At 64.2% G+C, this 17,556-nt stretch carries 16 protein-coding genes; 8 read left to right on the top strand and 8 right to left on the bottom strand.

What is annotated here, in order from left to right; genetic code table 11:
* Positions 1–93: 93 nt before the first annotated feature.
* Together X907_RS09330 and X907_RS09325 are read left to right on the top strand one after the other, a co-directional pair.
* A complete protein-coding gene (locus X907_RS09330) occupies positions 94–2,352 on the top strand; it encodes a TonB-dependent receptor (RefSeq protein ID WP_127567344.1) in 2,259 nt (752 codons plus the stop codon).
* 160 nt (positions 2,353–2,512) lie between these two features.
* The gene (locus X907_RS09325; RefSeq protein ID WP_127567342.1) at positions 2,513–3,841 is read left to right on the top strand and encodes a spinster family MFS transporter; all 1,329 of its coding nucleotides are present in this window, start codon (positions 2,513–2,515) and stop codon (positions 3,839–3,841) included.
* 74 nt (positions 3,842–3,915) lie between these two features.
* On the opposite strand, the gene X907_RS09320 is transcribed toward X907_RS09325, so the two are convergent.
* The 3 genes from X907_RS09320 to X907_RS09310 form a co-directional block, all read right to left on the bottom strand.
* On the bottom strand, positions 3,916–4,470 hold the full coding sequence (locus tag X907_RS09320) for a DJ-1/PfpI family protein (protein WP_127567340.1): 555 nt from the start codon (positions 4,468–4,470) through the stop codon (positions 3,916–3,918).
* Positions 4,471–4,762: 292 nt separating this feature from the next.
* A complete protein-coding gene (locus X907_RS09315; RefSeq protein ID WP_127567338.1) occupies positions 4,763–5,215 on the bottom strand; it encodes a hypothetical protein in 453 nt (150 codons plus the stop codon).
* A 40-nt stretch (positions 5,216–5,255) separates the two neighbouring features.
* Positions 5,256–6,203, bottom strand: coding sequence for an isopenicillin N synthase family dioxygenase (locus X907_RS09310; RefSeq protein WP_127567336.1), 948 nt, complete (start codon positions 6,201–6,203; stop codon positions 5,256–5,258).
* Between the two features lie 151 nt (positions 6,204–6,354).
* On the opposite strand from X907_RS09310, the gene X907_RS09305 reads away from it, so the two are divergent.
* The 3 genes from X907_RS09305 (at position 6,355) to X907_RS09295 (ending at position 9,085) form a co-directional block, all read left to right on the top strand.
* A complete protein-coding gene (locus tag X907_RS09305) occupies positions 6,355–7,077 on the top strand; it encodes a glutathione S-transferase family protein (protein WP_127567334.1) in 723 nt (240 codons plus the stop codon).
* Between the two features lie 280 nt (positions 7,078–7,357).
* A complete protein-coding gene (locus X907_RS09300; RefSeq protein ID WP_127567332.1) occupies positions 7,358–8,638 on the top strand; it encodes a hypothetical protein in 1,281 nt (426 codons plus the stop codon).
* Positions 8,639–8,812: 174 nt separating this feature from the next.
* Positions 8,813–9,085, top strand: a complete 273-nt coding sequence (locus X907_RS09295; RefSeq protein WP_127567330.1) for an SEL1-like repeat protein — start codon at positions 8,813–8,815, stop codon at positions 9,083–9,085.
* A 14-nt stretch (positions 9,086–9,099) separates the two neighbouring features.
* On the opposite strand, the gene X907_RS09290 is transcribed toward X907_RS09295, so the two are convergent.
* Entirely contained in the window at positions 9,100–9,837 is a 738-nt protein-coding gene (locus tag X907_RS09290) for a polysaccharide biosynthesis/export family protein (protein ID WP_127567328.1), read from the bottom strand.
* Positions 9,838–9,933: 96 nt separating this feature from the next.
* Between X907_RS09290 and X907_RS09285 the strand changes: the two genes are divergently transcribed.
* From X907_RS09285 to X907_RS09275, 3 genes are read left to right on the top strand one after another with little or no spacing between them, the layout of a single operon-like run.
* On the top strand, positions 9,934–11,511 hold the full coding sequence (locus X907_RS09285) for a GumC family protein (protein WP_170175517.1): 1,578 nt from the start codon (positions 9,934–9,936) through the stop codon (positions 11,509–11,511).
* The gene (locus X907_RS09280) at positions 11,508–12,197 is read left to right on the top strand and encodes a P-loop NTPase family protein (RefSeq protein WP_127567324.1); all 690 of its coding nucleotides are present in this window, start codon (positions 11,508–11,510) and stop codon (positions 12,195–12,197) included. Before X907_RS09285 ends, X907_RS09280 begins: the two co-directional genes overlap by 4 nt.
* Positions 12,194–13,450: an O-antigen ligase family protein gene (locus X907_RS09275; protein WP_127567322.1), complete on the top strand. Its 1,257-nt coding sequence runs from the start codon at positions 12,194–12,196 to the stop codon at positions 13,448–13,450. Before X907_RS09280 ends, X907_RS09275 begins: the two co-directional genes overlap by 4 nt.
* On the opposite strand, the gene X907_RS09270 is transcribed toward X907_RS09275, so the two are convergent.
* Genes X907_RS09270 through X907_RS09255 form a run of 4 tightly spaced genes read right to left on the bottom strand, consistent with a single transcriptional unit; the run spans position 13,426 to position 17,475 of the window.
* Positions 13,426–14,355 carry a glycosyltransferase family 2 protein gene (locus tag X907_RS09270; protein ID WP_127567320.1) on the bottom strand — a complete coding sequence of 310 codons (930 nt, stop codon included), beginning with the start codon at positions 14,353–14,355 and terminating at the stop codon, positions 13,426–13,428. The genes X907_RS09275 and X907_RS09270 overlap by 25 nt on opposite strands.
* On the bottom strand, positions 14,352–15,134 hold the full coding sequence (locus X907_RS09265) for a polysaccharide deacetylase family protein (RefSeq protein WP_170175516.1): 783 nt from the start codon (positions 15,132–15,134) through the stop codon (positions 14,352–14,354). The genes X907_RS09270 and X907_RS09265 overlap by 4 nt, the downstream gene beginning before the upstream one ends.
* On the bottom strand, positions 15,131–16,024 hold the full coding sequence (locus X907_RS09260) for a glycosyltransferase family 2 protein (protein WP_170175515.1): 894 nt from the start codon (positions 16,022–16,024) through the stop codon (positions 15,131–15,133). The genes X907_RS09265 and X907_RS09260 overlap by 4 nt, the downstream gene beginning before the upstream one ends.
* Complete coding sequence (locus tag X907_RS09255) at positions 16,021–17,475, bottom strand: oligosaccharide flippase family protein (protein WP_170175514.1); 1,455 nt, start codon at positions 17,473–17,475, stop codon at positions 16,021–16,023. Before X907_RS09255 ends, X907_RS09260 begins: the two co-directional genes overlap by 4 nt.
* Between the last annotated feature and the right edge of the window lie 81 nt (positions 17,476–17,556).

Raw genomic sequence — 17,556 nt, 5'->3', positions numbered from 1 at the left:
TACCAATTGACATTTCATTCAACGTTGAAAGTAATTCGCCGCGAGACGCTTGGCAGGGATCAGGCGCCAAATGATTCGATTGGGAGGATCACCATGAAAACGAAACTGCGCACCTTCGGTGCTGCGGCCGTACTGGCCGGTGTGTCACCGCTTGCATTCATGACGCCTGCGGCTTTTGCCCAGGAGCAGGGCGCCAGCGCCAACCGCGAAGTGATCGTGGTCACGGCGCGCCGGACCGAGGAAAGCCTTCAGGATGTTCCCGGTGCGGTGTCTGCTTTCTCTGAAGCCGCGCTGGAGCGGATCGACGTTACGGACCCCAGTGGCCTGCAAGGCGCGGTTCCGAACCTGAACATCGTTCAGGGGCGCGGCTCGTCGAACGCCACCAACATCTATATCCGCGGCGTAGGCCAGCCTGATGCGCTGCAGACCTTTGACCCGGCGGTCGGCTTCTACGTCGATGATGTCTATTTCTCGCGTATCCGCGGCACGCAGCTGGACCTGTTCGACATTGAACGCATCGAGGTTCTGCGCGGCCCGCAAGGCACGCTCTATGGCAAGAACACCATTGGCGGCGCCCTTCGGGTCATCACCCGCCGTCCGAGCCAGGAAACGCGCGGCCAGTTCCAGGTCGGCCTTGGCAATTACTCGCTGTGGGAAGCGCGCGCTTCGGTCTCCGGCGGCCTTGCCGAAAATCTGGCCGGCAGCATTGCCCTGTTCGGCACGGGCCGGGACGGTTTCGTCACCAATCCCGTCACCGGCGAAGAGTATAATGACCGCAACGCCTCGGCGGCACGTGTGGCGCTGGCCTGGGATGCGGCCCCGAACTTCACCGTTGACTGGAATGCAGACTGGTCGCGTGAAAACAACGCGCTGGTTATGGGCCAGCCGATCAACACGCTGACGACACTGTTCGGCGTGCCGATCTTCACGGTGCCGGCCGAGGTTCCCGCGTATGACTTTACGGGCGTGGCTACGCCGGGCCTGCCGAACTCCACGGAAATGACCCATTGGGGTACCGCGCTCACCATGAACTGGGAGTTGTCGGACAATCTGACGCTTCGCTCGATCACGGCTTATCGTGAGCTGGAGTACGAAGATTACATCGACATCGATGCGACCGCTCTTGAAACGGGTGACGTGCTCGTTGCGGTGGATCAGGACCAGATCAGCCAGGAATTCCAGCTGAACTATGAGGGCGAGCGCCTGACGGTGGTCAGCGGCCTGTTCTACATGCTGGAAAACATCACCTCGCACCAGGAAGCGTTTGCCGATGACCTGCTGACCGGGCCGGGCGGCTTCACCTTCCTGCGTACCATTGACGATGATCTGGAGACCCGCAGCTGGGCGTTCTACGTGAATGCCACCTATGCGCTGACGGACCGTCTCTCCGTGACCGCCGGTGTGCGTTATACCGACGAGCAGAAGGATTATTTCCGCACCACGTCGACTTTCTCGGATTTCCCGGGGCTCACGGTTGACCCGGCTCTGGCCTTCACGATCCGCGACAGCTGGACCAACACCTCGCCGATGGTGTCGCTGGACTATCGCGCGTCCGACAATGTTCTGCTCTATGGCCGCGTGTCCCAGGGCTTCAAGTCCGGCGGTTTCAATGGCCGTGCAAACAATCCGGGCGAGCAGGCTCCGTATGATCCGGAAACCGTCACCTCCTATGAGCTGGGCGTCAAAACCGACTGGCTCGACAATACGCTGCGCGCCAACTTCACGGTCTTCTATAACGATTACGAAGACTTCCAGGCGCGCGTTTCGGGCCTCGTGACCGATCCGGGGACCGGCCTGCCGGTGCCGCAGCTGACGGTGCTCAATGCCGGTAGCCTCGAGATTTCCGGTTTTGAAGTAGAGCTGGCCTGGAGCCCGGTGCCCGAGCTGATGCTGGACGCCCAGATCGGCTATCTGAATGCGGAGTACGGTGAGTTCGAAGACGCCCGCTTCACCAATTTCGGTGGCAGCCGCGCCTTCCAGACCCCGGCCTTCTCGCCGGAGTGGACGACGCGTCTGGGTGCGGCCTATGACTTCGATCTTGCCGAGAATGGCACGCTGCGCCTGTCCGGCTCGGCCCGCTACCGCTCACGCATGGCGCTGGCGGTGGACAACACGCCGGTGAACTCAGACGTCGAGATCGAGGGCCTGTTCCAGGACGCCTACTGGCTCTATGACGCCAACGCGGTCTGGACCAACCGGAACGGCAATTACTCTGTCGGTCTTTATGGCCGCAACCTCGCCGATGAAGTCTATCGCACTGACGGTCAGGACTTCTCCTCGGTGGGCAATATCCGCACCGTCTACTATGGTGCGCCGCGTACCTGGCGTCTGGTGTTCACCGCACGCTACTAGGACGGAATACAGGCCGGGGGACGGCTGGAATGACGCCGCCGGATGCTTTGCAGCTCCGGCGGCGTTTTTCTTTTGCGCCCTGCCATCAGCCCGTCAAAATGCGCCACAGAGATGTTGGCGCGATCAGCACAGGCAAACCTGACTGCAAAGGGAAATATCCATGAGTGACACGCTGCCGGGCGCGCCGGGTGTGGCCGCCGCCACCACCGTGCCAAAGCCGCCATCCAACCTGTATCGCGGGTATGTGATGGTCATGCTGTTTCTGGTCTATGCGTTCAACTTTCTGGACCGGCAGATCATCTCCATTCTCGCCATCCCGATCCGTGATGAGCTGGGCCTGGATGACCGCCAGCTCGGCCTTCTGGGCGGTATCGCGTTTGCGCTGCTCTACTCGGTGCTGGGCGTGCCGATCGCGTGGCTGGCAGACCGCACCAACCGGGTCTGGATCATCACCATCTCGCTTGGGGTCTGGAGCGGTTTCACAGCCCTTTGCGGCATGGCACAGAATTTCTGGCAACTCTTCGGTGCCCGTGTCGGCGTAGGCGTTGGAGAGGCGGGCGGCGTTGCCCCGTCCTACTCCCTTATCGCTGACTATTTCCCGCCGCAGGCCCGCGCACGCGCGCTTGCCTTCTATTCGCTTGGGATCCCGCTGGGCAGCGCGTTTGGCGTCGTCGCTGGCGCGCAGATCGCCAGCGGCAATATTGGCGAGGGGCTGGACTGGCGCTGGGCGTTCGTCATTGTCGGGCTGGCCGGCATTCTGCTGGCGCCGATTTTCCGCCTGACAGTGCGCGAGCCGGCGCGCGGACAACTTGATACGGTGAAGATGGATGCCAAGGCGGCCAAGCCCAGCTTCTTTGCCGTTATCCGGGTATTGCTGAAAAAGCCCGCTTTCTGGTTCCTCACCTTCGGGGCGGCGTGCTCATCCATGATGGGCTATGGCGTGTTCTTCTGGGTGCCCAGCTTCCTGGCGCGTTCCTACGGGCTGGACCTTGTCACCACGGGCTGGATGTTTGGCGGCCTTCTCGTCATTGGCGGCGCAGCCGGGATCATCCTTGGCGGCTTCGTCTCCGACTGGGTCGGCAAGAAGTCCAAGGCCTGGTATGCGCTGGTTCCGGGCATCGCCTTCCTGTTCACCATGCCCTTCTATGCTGTGGGCGTGCTGGCACCGAATGCGACCATCGCCTTCTTCGTCTTCATCATTCCCAATGCGCTGGCGCTGGCCTGGCTGGGGCCGGTGCTGTCTGCCTTCCAGAACCTTGTGCCGGCGTCGATGCGCACCGTGGCCTCCTCCATCTTCCTGCTGATCAACAATCTGCTGGGGATCGGCGTCGGCATCTACGTGCTGGGCGAGTTGTCGACCATGCTGATGCCAACCTTCGGTGATGAATCGCTGCGCTATTCCATCCTGATCGGCTCATGCCTCTATCTGGTGGCCGCAGGCTTCATGTTTCTTGCGGCGCGCTGGCTGCCGAGGAACTGGGAAGGGTAGTCCCTGCCGTTTGCGCAAAAAAAAGCCCCGGAGCGCGTAGCTCCGGGGCTTTTTCTTGTTGCGGGCTGCCTGAGCTACGCGGCTTCAGACGCCTGAGTCTGCAGCGACTCGGCAAACACCTTGGCGACATCGTCGCGGGCGGTTTCGCCGCTGGCGGCAAACACTTCGCCATTCAGGGCAAGGGCGGCATCGGCGTCACCGACTTCCTTGCCGGAGACTTCGGCCAGCATGGCGAGTGACTCGCCTGCAGCGAAGATCGGGCGGCCACTGGCAAACATATCCTGGAGAAGGCGCAGCGCAGCATTGGAATCGTTCAACGCGTCGACCGCGCGCCGGCCGCCGGGGAGTACCAGACCCGCGCCCTCATCAGCCGCGACATCGTCAAAGCCGGTATCGACGACGAAGTTCATCTCCTCGCCGGTTTCCGTGCGCCCGGACACCAGCGCGCGGGCGCTGGATGCGACTTTGAGCTTGTAGCCGGAGCGCTCGGCAGCGCTGGCCGCAGCATTCAGGTCAGGCACGGAGAAGCCCGGAGCGGCGAGCGCCAGAATGGTGCCAGACTCGCCTACACGGGCAATATCGATACGCGGTTCGCGATTGTGACGGTAAGGACGTTTTGATGGGGTCATGAATCCTCCTGGGCCCGCGCGCCCTCGCGCAAGCCTGTTTGTGAACAGATATATTTGGGTAACGTCTAAGCTAGGGACTCGATCCCGGCGATACAACGCCTCACCGCAGGTTTTCGTGTGACAAAATAGTGAAGCGGGGAGGGTTTGACGCAATAAGAAAGCGCTCCTGCCGGGGAACAGGAGCGCTGGAAGAGTTACAGGTTGGTCAGTCAGGAACTGAGCCTGACATCACAATACGCGCCAGCAGGCAATCAATAAAATAAATAATTTTGCTGGCAGTGATTGCCTGCATCTATTGCGCGGCAGTTGCAGGCCGTAGGGCCCTGTCACTGGCCGCCGCGCTCAGCAGGGCCGTCCCGGCGATGGCGGCAATGGAAATGCGCAGAATGATCTCACCCGAGACAGCGGTGAGCATCGTCACGCCGCCGCCGATGACGATGCACACGACCAGAACCGGCAGGGTGGTCCGCCCGGCACGGATGAAAACCTGACGGGCCGTGGCATCGCCCAGAACGTCCAGCTTCCAGCGCTGGCGGGCGAAGATCACGATCCAGACCCACAAGATCAAGGTGACCAGCCAGACGCCAAAGCCGATGCCGGAGGCAAGATAACCGGCACCCAGGCCGGCGCCGCCAATCAGGGTGAGCGCTTCGCCGCCTTGCCAGACGATAACGGCAATGCCGTTAAGGCGCGTCATCAGACGGATGGTCTGTACGCTGTCTTCGGGACTTTTTTGCCCTGACATGCCCTTCCTCCCCGTCGGCGGCGGCAGGGCGCGAAATGCTCTAGGCGAGCCGAATCTCGCGCAGCCGCTCCATAAGATACTCATGAGCGGTGATGGGCTGCAAATAGCGGTCCGGATTATCCGCGCTGACGCATTGCGGCAGGGTCTTGATCTCCACGTCCGGCGCAAAATGCAGGAAGTAGGGCGTGGAATAGCGCGAGAAGGCCATGCGCTCTGCACTGGGGTTCACCACGCGGTGTGTGGTGGAGGGCAGGACATGGTTGGTCAGGCGCTGCAGCATGTCGCCCACATTGACCACCAGAGCGCCCGGCGGCGGGTTGATGGCCAGCCATTCGCTAGAGCGGGTCTTCACCTGCAGGCCCGCCTCCTCCGCGCCTAAGAGCAGCGTGATGACATTGATGTCCTCATGCGCGCCGGCGCGCACGCCGTCCGGCTCGCCCTGGATCGGCGGGTAGTGCAACAGGCGCAATATGGAGTTGCCCTCGGCGACGCGCGCCTCGAACCAGTTTTCCGGCAGCTCCAGATGGCGGGCAATGGCTTTGAGGAGCACGCGGCCCATGGCGTCGAGTGCATCAAAGAGGTCACGCGTGGCTTCATCAAAGCCGGGGACCGCATCTACGGAGACGTTGGCGGGCATGACGTCAGAAAAGCGATGGCCTTGCGGCAGGTCGCGGCCCCGGTGCCAGAACTCCTTCAGATCGACCGAAGCTGCGCCCTTGGCCGCCTCCACGCCGAACGGGGTGTAGCCGCGCTGGCCGCCGCCACCGGGCTGGTGATACTGCCGCTTTGTTTCGTCGGGCAGGGCGAAGAAGGCCTTGGTCTCGGCAACCGCCCGGTCAATGACCTCCTCATCGATAATGTGATCGCTGACGACTGCGAAACCGTACTCGCGAAAACTGCCGCACAGCGCATCGGCAAAGCCTTGCGGGTCACGCGCGGCCTGCGCAAAGGAGACGGGCTTTATCAGGTCTTGCAGGATGGCGGTCATGATGGATCTACCGGCTTGAAGGGGCGGGGCAGGGCATTTAGCGCGTCTTGCCATGGAGATGAAGGGCGCTTGCCCTTGACGATGCAGCCATAGGGGACGACTTGCCAGTCATAATCACGCGGCCCAATGTCGCGCTGAGCAGGAGAGTCCCATGAGCCAATCCCCGATCGAGGTTTTCTACTGGCCGACGCCGAATGGCTGGAAGGTCACCATCGCGCTGGAGGAGATGGGCCTGCCTTATGTGATCCGTCCGGTGAATATCGGCACCGGGGAACAGTTCAGGCCGGAATTCCTCGCCATCAGCCCGAATAACCGCATGCCCGCCATCACCGACCCCGATGGACCTGACGGCAAGCCGATCTCGATCTTTGAAAGCGGCGCGATCCTGCAATATCTCGCCCGCAAGACGGGCAAGTTCCATGGCGCGAACGCGCGCGAGCAGGCCGAAGTGGAGCAATGGCTCTACTGGCAGATGGGCGGGCTGGGGCCGATGGCAGGCCAGGCGCATCATTTCCGCTCCTACGCGAAGAAGATCGAGCCCGATGAGACGAAGCTCGAATACGGCGCGAACCGCTACACCAATGAGGTGAACCGGCTCTACGGTGTGATGGACCGGCGTCTGGCTGACCGGGAATATCTGGCGGGTGCCTACTCCATCGCCGACATGGCCGCCTGGCCGTGGATACTGCCCGAGGGGCAGGGGCAGAACCTTGACGACTTCCCCAATCTGAAAGCCTGGGTGGAGCGGCTGAAGCAGCGCCCGGCCCTGCGCCGCGGGCGCGATGCGGGCAAGGAGCTGCGCTCCAACCTCGCCGAGGATTCCGAGGAAGCCAAAAAGGCCCGCGCGATCCTCTTCGGCCAGAAGGCGCTTTGATTGTTCCAGTTGCGTTTCGGTTTGGACTCTTTCTCCCCCCGCCTGCGGGGGGAGTGCCGCGAAGCGGCGAGGGGGGAATAATTCAAAAAAAGCTCCCCCCTCCGTCTCGCTGACGCTCGACACCTCCCCCGTGAACGGGGGAGGAAAGGTGCCTGCTTGTCACCCCCGCACGGCTCCGTGCTTGGAGAATGACCCGCTGCGGCGACGCACGAGTGCTCTCGCAAGGCCTTCCCCCATCCCCCCTCCCATGCTTGGATAGGGCGTGCGCAAGGGGGAAAGCGTGGCACGGGGATCGAAATACAGTCTTCGCAGGATTGAGGCGCGCGCGCGGCGCGTACGAACCCTGCGTGAAGCAGGGCTGGGACGCCGTGTCCTGTGGCGGAGCTGGCAGCTGGCGGCGTCCAGCGTCAGGCCAGCGGTTTTCGTCTTGCTGGTGTCCCTTGCCGGATTCTGGGTTTTCGACGGGCTGCGCCATTTAAATCCCACAGCTGATGCCACGACCCGGGCCGGACGGGTAAATGATGCCTTTGTATCGCTGGCGCCCGATGCGGCCGCAGCGTCCAGTCTCTGGAGCCGTGAACTGGAGGTGGCCATGCAGCCGCGTGCCGGCCTGCCGCCTGACAATGCGCTGGCAGCGAGCCTCCTGGCCGCATTCGAGCCCATTGCTGGCCGTGAACGGTTCTCCAGCATGTTGTGGGCCGAACTGCATGCCCGGCCACCGCGCGAGGCCGAAGCCGTTCTTCGGGCCTTGCCCGTCTGGGTCAGGACCCGCGAACTGGAGACGGCCTGGGCCAGCCGGGCGCCGCAGCCGGACACTCAGATCGCCAGTGTGATGGCGCCCGCGGCGGTAAGAGCCCGCCTCGACCGTGCCTCGCGCCTGTACGACGCTCTGGAGCTGTCTCAGGCCGCTTTTTTTGCCGGCCACGAGGAAGGCGCCCTCAATCTAGCCCTGCTGCCGGGGCTGTCGTCCGGGACAGGTGAGATGTGGCTCGCGTCTGACGGCGCCGTGCTTCTTGACGATTGTTCCGGCGCACAGGCGCTGGCGTGTGCCTTGGCGCGTATCGGCCGCGATACCGGCGCAGGACAGGGGGCACGTATTCTGCGCGCTGCCCTGCTGACAGGGCATGCCGGTGAGGCGTTTGCTGCCAGCCTTCAGTCAGCAGAAGGGGACACGCTTCAGGCTGTAGCTAGCGAGCTGGGCGCGGTGGCGCGCTACACGTCTAACATTGATGCCATCCGGCTGACTGCCCTGCTGGAAACGCCCCAGGACGCTGCGCGCCTGCGCCGCCTGTCGCTGGAGGCGGGACCGCGTACGCTGGCACTGGCGCATTTCCATGGACGCGATGCGCTGGCGCTGGACCGTGGCGAGCAGGCCGGTTCGCGCATTACCGCCGAGGCATGGGAGCGATTTGTGCTCGCTGGCGTGTTTGCGGCGCTGGCCTTTGGCATTGTGCTGGCGGCGCTGGTCTCCGCGTTCAGTGTGCGCGTCACCGGGCGAGCGGGCCTCGGCCAGCGCATCGATATTGCGATGCGTGAGTTACTTCTTGGTAGGAAAACCTAACGAAAATAAATGCTTAAAATGCATTATTCTTAGTTTGCCTTAACCCTGTGGATACCATTCCCCGCGAATATGCTCTCACACAAACGCGAAACATTGCGTGGGTGGTGGGGTGTCAATCACGGGTTCGAGACGAGGGCAAAGCCCCGCAGAACCCAAATGGAATGGGGAAGACAAATGGCTTTCACTGATGTGGAAACCCGTCAGGTTCACGACGCGATCAATACCGATCCGACCGGCGAGGACCTTTGCAAGCTCGGCCTGCTCTACTCGACGGGCCAGGGCGGTGTCATCGACTATGTCGAGGCGCACAAATGGTTCAATCTGGCCGCGCTGATGGGCTCTGAGCCTGCCAAGCACTACCGCAAGGAAGTGTCGAGCGAGATGGGCACCGAAGACATTGCGGCGGCACAGCGTGCTGCGCGCGAGTGGCTTTCCACCCGTCACTAGGCCGATCTGTCCGATCAGTTCCGGGTGGCCTCGAACAGCAGGTAGTTGAACCCGGAATCCAGGGGCAGGATGCCCCGGATATACTGATCGACGAACAGATTGACCTCGGCGATGCCTGAGCGCGGCACGAATACGACATCGTGGCGGGCCAGCGGGATCATGTCGGCGGGCTGTCCGCGCAGTGCGGAGCGCACATCGACCGTGCGCATCATCGCGCCGCCATCGGGCGCACGCCGCAGCACGACCACGGAATTGCGCCGTGCGGTGGTCTGAAACCCGCCGGCAAACATGACGGCCTCGAGCACGCCTGTCCGGCCATCCGGCAGCGGGTAGGGGCCGGGTGCGTTTACTTCGCCGCCCACCAGAATGCGCTGCGAGCCAAAGCTCAGCGGGCGCACTTCGATAATCGGATCACGCAGGATGCGCGCATAGCCGTCTGCGATGGCCCGTGCGGCCTCTGGCGCTGTCTTCTGCGACACCATCACCCCGCCAACCAGCGGCAGGCTGGCGCGCCCGTCCGGGCCGATTTCCACTTCGCGCGATAATTCCGGCGCGGTGTGAACCGTTACCTCGATCGCATCGCCGGGATAGAGCCGGTAAACCGGATCGCCGCCGCTCCAGGTCTGGAAGCGCGAGGCCTCGAAGCTGGCGGTCGGACGTGCCCGCCCGCCGCAGGCGGAAAGGCCGATTGCTACGCTGCCAGCCAGCAGGGCTGCGAGCGCGTTGCGCCGGGTCCAGTCAAATTCGCGCATGGGCTGCCACCTTCGAGTCGCTTGTACTTGATAAAGTGTAGCCTTCTGCGAGCCGGGCTAAGAAAAAATTAAGCGCACCTCCGCCAGATGTCGCTTATGGAATCAACACGTGGATCGGGCACAGGAAATTCTGGCCCGGCGGGACATGCCCGCCGGGAGCTGGACCTGTTTGACCTGCTGGCTCTGGCCTGGTCGCAGAAACTGCTGATCGTCATCGTTTTCGTTCTCCTGTTCCTTCCCATGGCGGGTGCGGCCTGGTTCGTGCTGAAGCCCGAATACGTTGCCCAGTCACGGCTGCTCGTGCTGCTGGATCCTGAGGACCAGGCGCCCGGCGCGGCCGGCTCCGGCGGCGCGTTCACGCTTGATCAGGTGCTTCAGTCGGAGGCCGAACTTCTCAATTCCGAGACGGTTCGCCGCCTCGCCATCGAGCGTCAGGGCGGTTCGCCGCAGCCTTCGGTGCTGCGCGAGATGCGCACCAGCTTCAAGGTCGAGCGGGCTCCGCATGCCAGCGTGCTGCAGGCCAGCTATGGCGGGGAAACACCGCAATCGGCAGCCAATGTGCTCAATGCCATCATCGATGCCTATCTCGCCTATCGCCGTGAAGTGCTGGTTGAAGACGGCGCCGATGCGCTGGGCCAGCGTCTGGCCGCTGCCGAAATAGCTGCTGCCGTGGCAGAGACCAATCTGCGCGCCTTCCTGACAGAAAATGCCATTGTCGATTTCCAGGCCGAGCGTCTGGCGCTGGTTACCCGCATGACGGAGCTGGAAAACTCTCTTCTGGCTGCGGAGGCGGCCACGCAGTCCGCCCGCGGAGGCGCTGCAGCTCTCTCACAGCGCCTGCAGGACATGCCGCAGTCCATTGAACTTTATGTTGAAAATGACGTCACCGGGCAGCTTCTGGCGCTGGACGTACGCCGCCGTGAGCTGAGCTCACGTTATCAGGACGACGCGCCGCCCGTGCAGGCGCTTGACCGCGAGATACGAGCCTTGCGTGAGCTGGTGCAGTCAGGCGGGGCGGACGGTGCCGGCCAGCGCCGTACTGGTACCAATCCGGTCTATCAGGAACTGGATACGGCCCGGCTGCAACGGGAGGCGGAGGCTGCTGCGCAGGCGCGCCTTGCGGCCACATTGCGTGTCCAGCTTGATGCGGCGCGGTCCCAGGCTGACCGGCTTGCGGGGCTGGCAAGCCAGTATGACCGGCTGAGCCGCGAGGCATCCTCACGCGGAGAGGCGGCGGGGCGTCTCGCCCTCCAGTTTGCCGCGGCTTCATCGCGCCGGGGCGGTGCCTCCGGCATTGCTGACTCGGTGCGTATCGTCGAACGGGCGACCCCGCCCGCGCAGGCGCGCTCCTTGCGCACTGCGGCCATCGGGGCAGCGGGCATACTGGCGCTCGGTGCGGCCGTTCTGCTGGGGCTGCTGAAAGGCTATTTCGATGCCACGCGCGACCCGCGCGCCCTTCGTCCGGTATCGCGGCGTGAGCAGGATGATCTTGCCGACGCCCATGTCGAGCCGGCGCCAGCGCCCTACCGGCAGGCGGCCAGCACAGCCCCAGCGCCACGCCCGCAAGGCGGTCAGCGCGCCGCGCATGTTGAACCTGCTGCAAGACCCCTTGCGGTGCTGGCCCGCGTGCGGGATTTTGGTCCCGGCGCCATGCACGGGTCAGGGCACGCATGACCGGGCCCCGGCATGAGCTGCCCGCGCAGCCGCTAGCGGAGACAGACGGCGTGAACCCGTTCGCCACAGAACTTGCCGATCTGGCACGCCGGCTGGCGCCTCCCGGTGCGCCGGGCAAAGTTGTCATGATGCTTGGCATCACCGCCAAGGCCGGCACGTCCAGCGTCGCCGCCGGGCTGGCGCGCGCCGCTGCGGTAGAAACCGGCGGGCCGGTCTGGCTCGTGGATCTCGATTTTGCCAATAATCCGCAAGCCAGCCGCGCGCGCCTTAATGGCTCGGCCTATTCCACCGAAATCGGCGCAGAACCGTTCTGGACGGCGGAACCGGCCGGAACGGGGCGTCTGGTACTGCGCAAGCTGGAAGCGGCCTATGTGCTGGTCACGCGTTTCCAGCACAAGCCGGGTGAGATGGAGCGCCTCGTCTACAAGCGCGCGCCGGGCTACTGGCAGCAATTGCGCGCCATGGCACCGCTTAGCGTGGTGGATGTGCCGCATGGCTCACCGGCCATAGCCGCGGTCGCGCCTGATCTTGATGGCGTCATTCTTGTGGCCAATGCACGGCGCGACAAGCGCGCCGATGCCGAACGCCTTGCCGCTCATATCGAAAAGCTGGGCGCAAAAGTGCTGGGCGTGATCGTGAACCGCGCCCATGACTGGCAGGGTGAGGCGAGGGGAGCCGCGCAATGAACGCGCTCCACCGGGCGGCAGTCTGGCGCTCGGCCTTTCCCCGCCTGACCTTCCTGCCCTTGCTGGAAGCGGCGCTGGCGGTTCTGGCCATCTTGTTGTTCTCGCAGGCCTTGCTGGGGCCCTTGCTGGTCGATCCGCTAAAGCCGGATGCGGCCGAAGCGCTGCGTCTGGTCTGGCTGCCGGTCTATGGTGTGACCCTCATCCTGATTGCCATGCGGCCTCTGGCCTTCCTGGAGACGGCGTTCAGGGCCTGGCCGCTGGTGCTGCTGGCGGTGCTCGCCGGATTGTCCACCTTCTGGTCGATCGATCCTGACATCACCTCGCGCCGCGCGCTGGCACTGGCCATGACGACGCTGTTTGGCCTGTGGCTGGCATCGCGGTTCGACTGGAAGTCTCTGCTGACCATTCTGGCTGTCAGCTTCGCCATTTTGATGATTGGCAGCGCGATTGCCGGGGCATTGGTGCCGGGCTTTGGCGTGATGCAGCAAATCCACCCCGGCGCATGGCGCGGCCTGTGGTGGGAGAAGAACACGCTGGGCGCGATGATGGGCTGGGCGGTGCTGGCTTTTGTGGGCGCGGCGGCGTTTGACGCAAGGCGCCGCATGCTCTGGCTCGCCCTTGTCGTTCCGGCGCTGGCTCTGGTCCTGCTCTCCACCTCGCGCACGGCGCTGCTGGCAAGCTTCATCGCGATTGCCGGGCCGGGCATGATCGCGATGGCGCGCCGCGATGCGGCCTCGTCCGCGATTGCCGTCATGGCCGGCGTGGTGGGTGTTTCGCTGGGCATTCTGGTGCTGGTAATAGGCCCCGGCGTGCTGCTCGAAGCACTAGGGCGCGATGCGACCTTCACCGGCCGGACAGACATATGGGAGGCGCTCTTCCGCCAGATCCGTGAGCGCCCGATGCTGGGCTTTGGCTATGGCGTGTTCTGGCAGGTGGAGCTGGGGCCGGCGCACTGGGTGCGGCTGGAAACAAGCTGGCCTGTGCCGACCGCGCATAATGGCTGGATAGAGACGGCGCTCGCCACCGGGCTGGTCGGGGTGGGGATTGCCCTGATTGCCTATACTGGGGCGCTCGGCAGCGCGGCCATGCGCCTGTTTAAGGGCAATGAGACGTACTGGGCGCTGCCCTTCCTCGTCATGTGGGGGCTTATCAGTTTTTCGGAGAGTAATCTGGCCGAGCAGAACTCGCTCATGTGGGTGATGTTCACCGCAACGGCGGCCAAGCTGGCTCAGCCGCGCGAGGCAGCGCCGTAAAAGCGCGGCGCAAGACGCTCCATCCAGAACAGCTTGCCAATCCCCTGCACGGCCTTGTCGAGGCAGGCCGCGCCAGCCTCAGGCCCGGCAGCCAGGCGCGCAGGCAAGGCGATCAGTCCAAACACCATTGCCTGCCCCAGACCGACCACCATCCAGCCCAGCAGGCCGGGATAATCGACTTTGGTCCCATGGATGCAGTTCTGGCTGGCACCCTGACCATAGGCGAAGCTGCGCGCCAGCATGTGCGGCCAGCGCGCGCGCTTGCCCTCTACATGCTCGATCACTTCGGCTTTCGCTGACCAGGCAAAACGAACCCCGGTATCCTGCAGCCCCACGAACAGAAGATCATCCTCGCCGCCCATTTCATTGGTGCGCACATCAAAAGGTGGATCAGGCAGGGACACCGCGGCCCGGTCGATCAGGGAATTGCCGCAGCCCCAGTCCCGGCTGCGCAATGCGTCCTCTTGCGGGCCGGTGCGCGCATAGAGGCGTTCCAGAAAGGCCCGCGCGGTCGGGCTCGCGTCCACTGCCAGCGGTGTGACCGGCCCGAACACGATGGGACAGTCCATGGCTTCGCGAGTAGCCAGCAGGCTTTCCAGCCATTGCGGCCTGGCCGCCTCGTCATCATCCAGCTGGGCGATGAAGCGTCCCGTTGCCGTGGCAAACCCGGCATTGCGGGCATTCGCGACGCCGGGGCGTGGCTCGTGGACATAGCGGATCGAAACGGGCGAATCGTCTGCGAGCTGGCTCGCCACATGGCGCGCGCTTGCTGCCGGGTCATTGTCCACGATCACGATTTCATCAGGCAGGCGGGTCTGCGCCAGTACGCTCGCCACGGCCCGCGAGAGCCCTTCGGCCCTGCGGAAAGTGGGGATCAGCACGCTGACAGAGGCGTCTTCGCTCATGCCGGTATCCGGGCAGGTTCATCCGACAGCATGGACAGCGTTTCGCCAACCGTCAGCACGGGCAGGTCCTGCGCGTCCACTTCCGCGCAGATGGTCGCCAGAAACTCCGGCGTACAGCCCCATTCGGACGGGTTTTCGCGCACGTCATGGCCATAGAAGATCAGCCAGCCCGGTTCGCTTTTCACCTCATGGATAGCCCGCAAGGCCTTGTCCAGACCGGCTTTTCCGCCATCCAGCGCGACGGCTTTTAGCAGGTTCAGATCATCGCCCTTGCGGTTGATGCCATGGCGTACGCCGCGCAGCGCGCCATAGCGCGGCTGCAGGGCGCGTTTGATGGCCGGGCTTGCCTCTCCATAGGGAAAGGCAAAGCTGGTGCGCGGGCGCAAAATGCCCATTTCCATCAGCTCGGCGCAATTACGCTCGCAATCGTCTGCGAAAACGTCAGGCTCGCAATGACTGGCATCGAGATGGGCGTAGGTGTGGCAGGCAATCTCGTGGCCGCGCGCGTGCAGCGCCTCGATGTCGGCGCGCTGCATCATGTCGCCCAGATGCGTGGTCGTACCGAGAAAGCCCATGGCGGTGTAGAAGGTGCCACGCCAGCCACGCCTTTCCAGCATGGGCGCACCAATCAGCGCAGCCGAGCGCGGGAAATCATCAAAGGTGAAGGAGACGATCGGCTCGTTGATCGCCACATCGATCGGACGCCTGACGCCCGCGCGCGCTGCCAGACGGCGTACCTTGCCAAGCAGATTACCGGCGGGCTGATAGATACCGCTCATGGCGCTACCTCCTTCAAAGCTGCTGCGGCGCACGCTGCCTTGTAGGCTTTGAGCGCCAGCACGCGCGCGCGGGTCGGAAGGGCGTTTGTCCGGGACAGGGCCGGGGCCAGCGCCTGCACCGGCGCAAACAGGCGCCATTGGGCCAGCAGGCGTGCAAGACGCGCGCCGGGAAGGCTTGCCTGGTCGGGATGGCGGGCGAGGAAGCGGGCATAATTGATGCCGCCTTCGGCGAATTTTGTGATCAGCCGGTCAACGCTCTGCAATCCGCCATGGCCTGCCGGATTATCGATATGGGCGAGGCGTCCGGTCTTGGCGGCGCGTACGGCCCAGTCCACATCCTCCCAGCCCCAGCCGCGATAGGATTCGTCAAAGCGCACGCGGGCCATCAGTGCCGATCTGACCGCCATGTTGGAGCCAGCGAAGGCCGATGCCCCGCGTTTGGCGCGGGCCTCGGCATTGTTTATGTCACCGGCGCGGGCGAGGGCTGCATGAACGGCGAACTGACCCGCCTTGGTCTCTGGCACGAGATAGCCGCCATAGGCCGCGTCAAACTCCGCGCTTTCGAGCAATGTCTGCCAGCGGGCAAGAAAACCCTCAGGCAGCTCCATATCCGCGTCCAGAAACAGCAGCCATTCGCCCTTTGCCGCCCCGGCCAGCGCATTGCGCGCGCCGGAGCGCTGGATATTGGTATCGGAGCGCAAGATACGCACCGCCCCGTCCAGGACATCGGGATGCTCGGACAGTCGCTCGAAGACATCTGCGGCGGGTGATCCGTCGTCGAAGAGGACGATTTCCATGTCCGCTCCGGCCTGCGCCAGCAGGGCGTCCAGCAGGGCAGACGGGTCATCGCCGTGAAACGGGATCAGGACGGAGAGGGAGGGCGCGCTCATGCACCCCTCCATTGCAGGCGGCGCATGGCGGGCATCACGAACACGCTGCGGCATCCGGCAATGTCCAGCGTCAGGGCCACAACCGCGTAGACCAGCACGCCCACCGGAACGTGGAATGCCAGATGCGCGAAGGCGGCTTCCGGCACCGGCAACGCCATCAGCGCAGCCGCCATGATGACGCTGGCGGTCGCGGCCTTCACCCAGTCATCCAGAGGCAAAGAGAGCCGGAAAATACCCCGGCCCATGACCACGCACGCAGCCAGCGCAATGGCGTAGGAGAGGACGGTGGCCAGCGCCGCGCCGATCAGGCCCAGCATCGGGATCAGTGCCAAGTTCAGCGCCAGGTTAAGCGCCGCACTGCCCGCCATCAGCCCGGCCATGACTTTCGGCTTGCGCCCGATCACGAAGCTCTCATGGAAGACATAGGTCATGAAGCCGTTCAGCATCGCACCCAGCGCGATCAGCGGCATGATGGGCGCTGCGGCACCGGCAAGGCTGTCAGCGATCAGAAGCCGGGCGAAGGGTTCGGAGAGCAATGCGATGCCGGTGGCGGCGGGAATCGCGATCAGACCCATCAGGCCGGCGGCCTGGCGCAGCACGGCGCGCGCGGCTTCTGCGCCCTCGTGCTCGAACGCCTTGATGGCCAGCGGCCCGGCGGTCATGCCCAGCCAGATGAAGATGATGTTCAGCGAGCGGTCGGTAATGCCGTATCCGGCGGCATAGGCACCGGTCGCAGCTTCGCCCATCAGCGCCGCAATGACGAAACGGTCTCCGGTGGAGAGCAGGTGTTCAAACACCAGCGACACCGCCACAGGCGCGCCATAGGCAAAGAAGCGCAAAGCCCGGCGCGGCCCGGCACGGTCTCGCTTGGCCTTGGACAGGAGGACCGGAATGTCGATCAGTATGGCCACCACGCACGCCAGCGCTATGCCTGCGAACGGGCCTGCAGGCCCCATCCCGCCCGCCAGAATGAACACCACGCCAAGGCCGAAACCGGCACTGAGGATAAAGCTTTCCAGCAGCGCAAAGCGCACAGCCTCGCCCTCGGCGCGGCGGGTCTCCAGCGCGATCATCATGGCTGAGCGCAGCACCTGTGAGACCAGCGCGAACGCGCACACTGTCTTCATTTCGGTGCTGACGGGCGCAAACGCGATGGCGCCGCCAAAGATCACCAGGCTCAGAACGGCCAGCGCGCCGTAGAGGGAAAACGCTGTAGCGAGGTGCCCGCCAAGGCGTCCTCTGGCGGTGGCGCGCGCGTGATGGCGCGCAACGGCGGCGTCCAGCCAGGTAAATACCAGTGTCTGCGTGAGCAGGGCGCCGGCGAGTACCAGCGTGTAGCGCCCATAGTCTTCGGGTGACAGGACTCGCGTGAACACCACCACGCTGCCAAATCCGACAAGGATTTGCGCGGCATAGACCGGCAGATAGGTCAGCAGATGGCGGTTCAGCATTATCAGGCGTTCCGGTGCGCTACATTGTCTGTCTGCTAGCAAGCCCGGTGCCGGAGCCGCAGCGGAACGCAGCATGCATAA

Source organism: Glycocaulis alkaliphilus, from assembly GCF_004000605.1.
Classification (GTDB): Bacteria; Pseudomonadota; Alphaproteobacteria; order Caulobacterales; family Maricaulaceae; genus Glycocaulis; species Glycocaulis alkaliphilus.
This window is presented reverse-complemented; position numbering and strand designations above follow the sequence as displayed.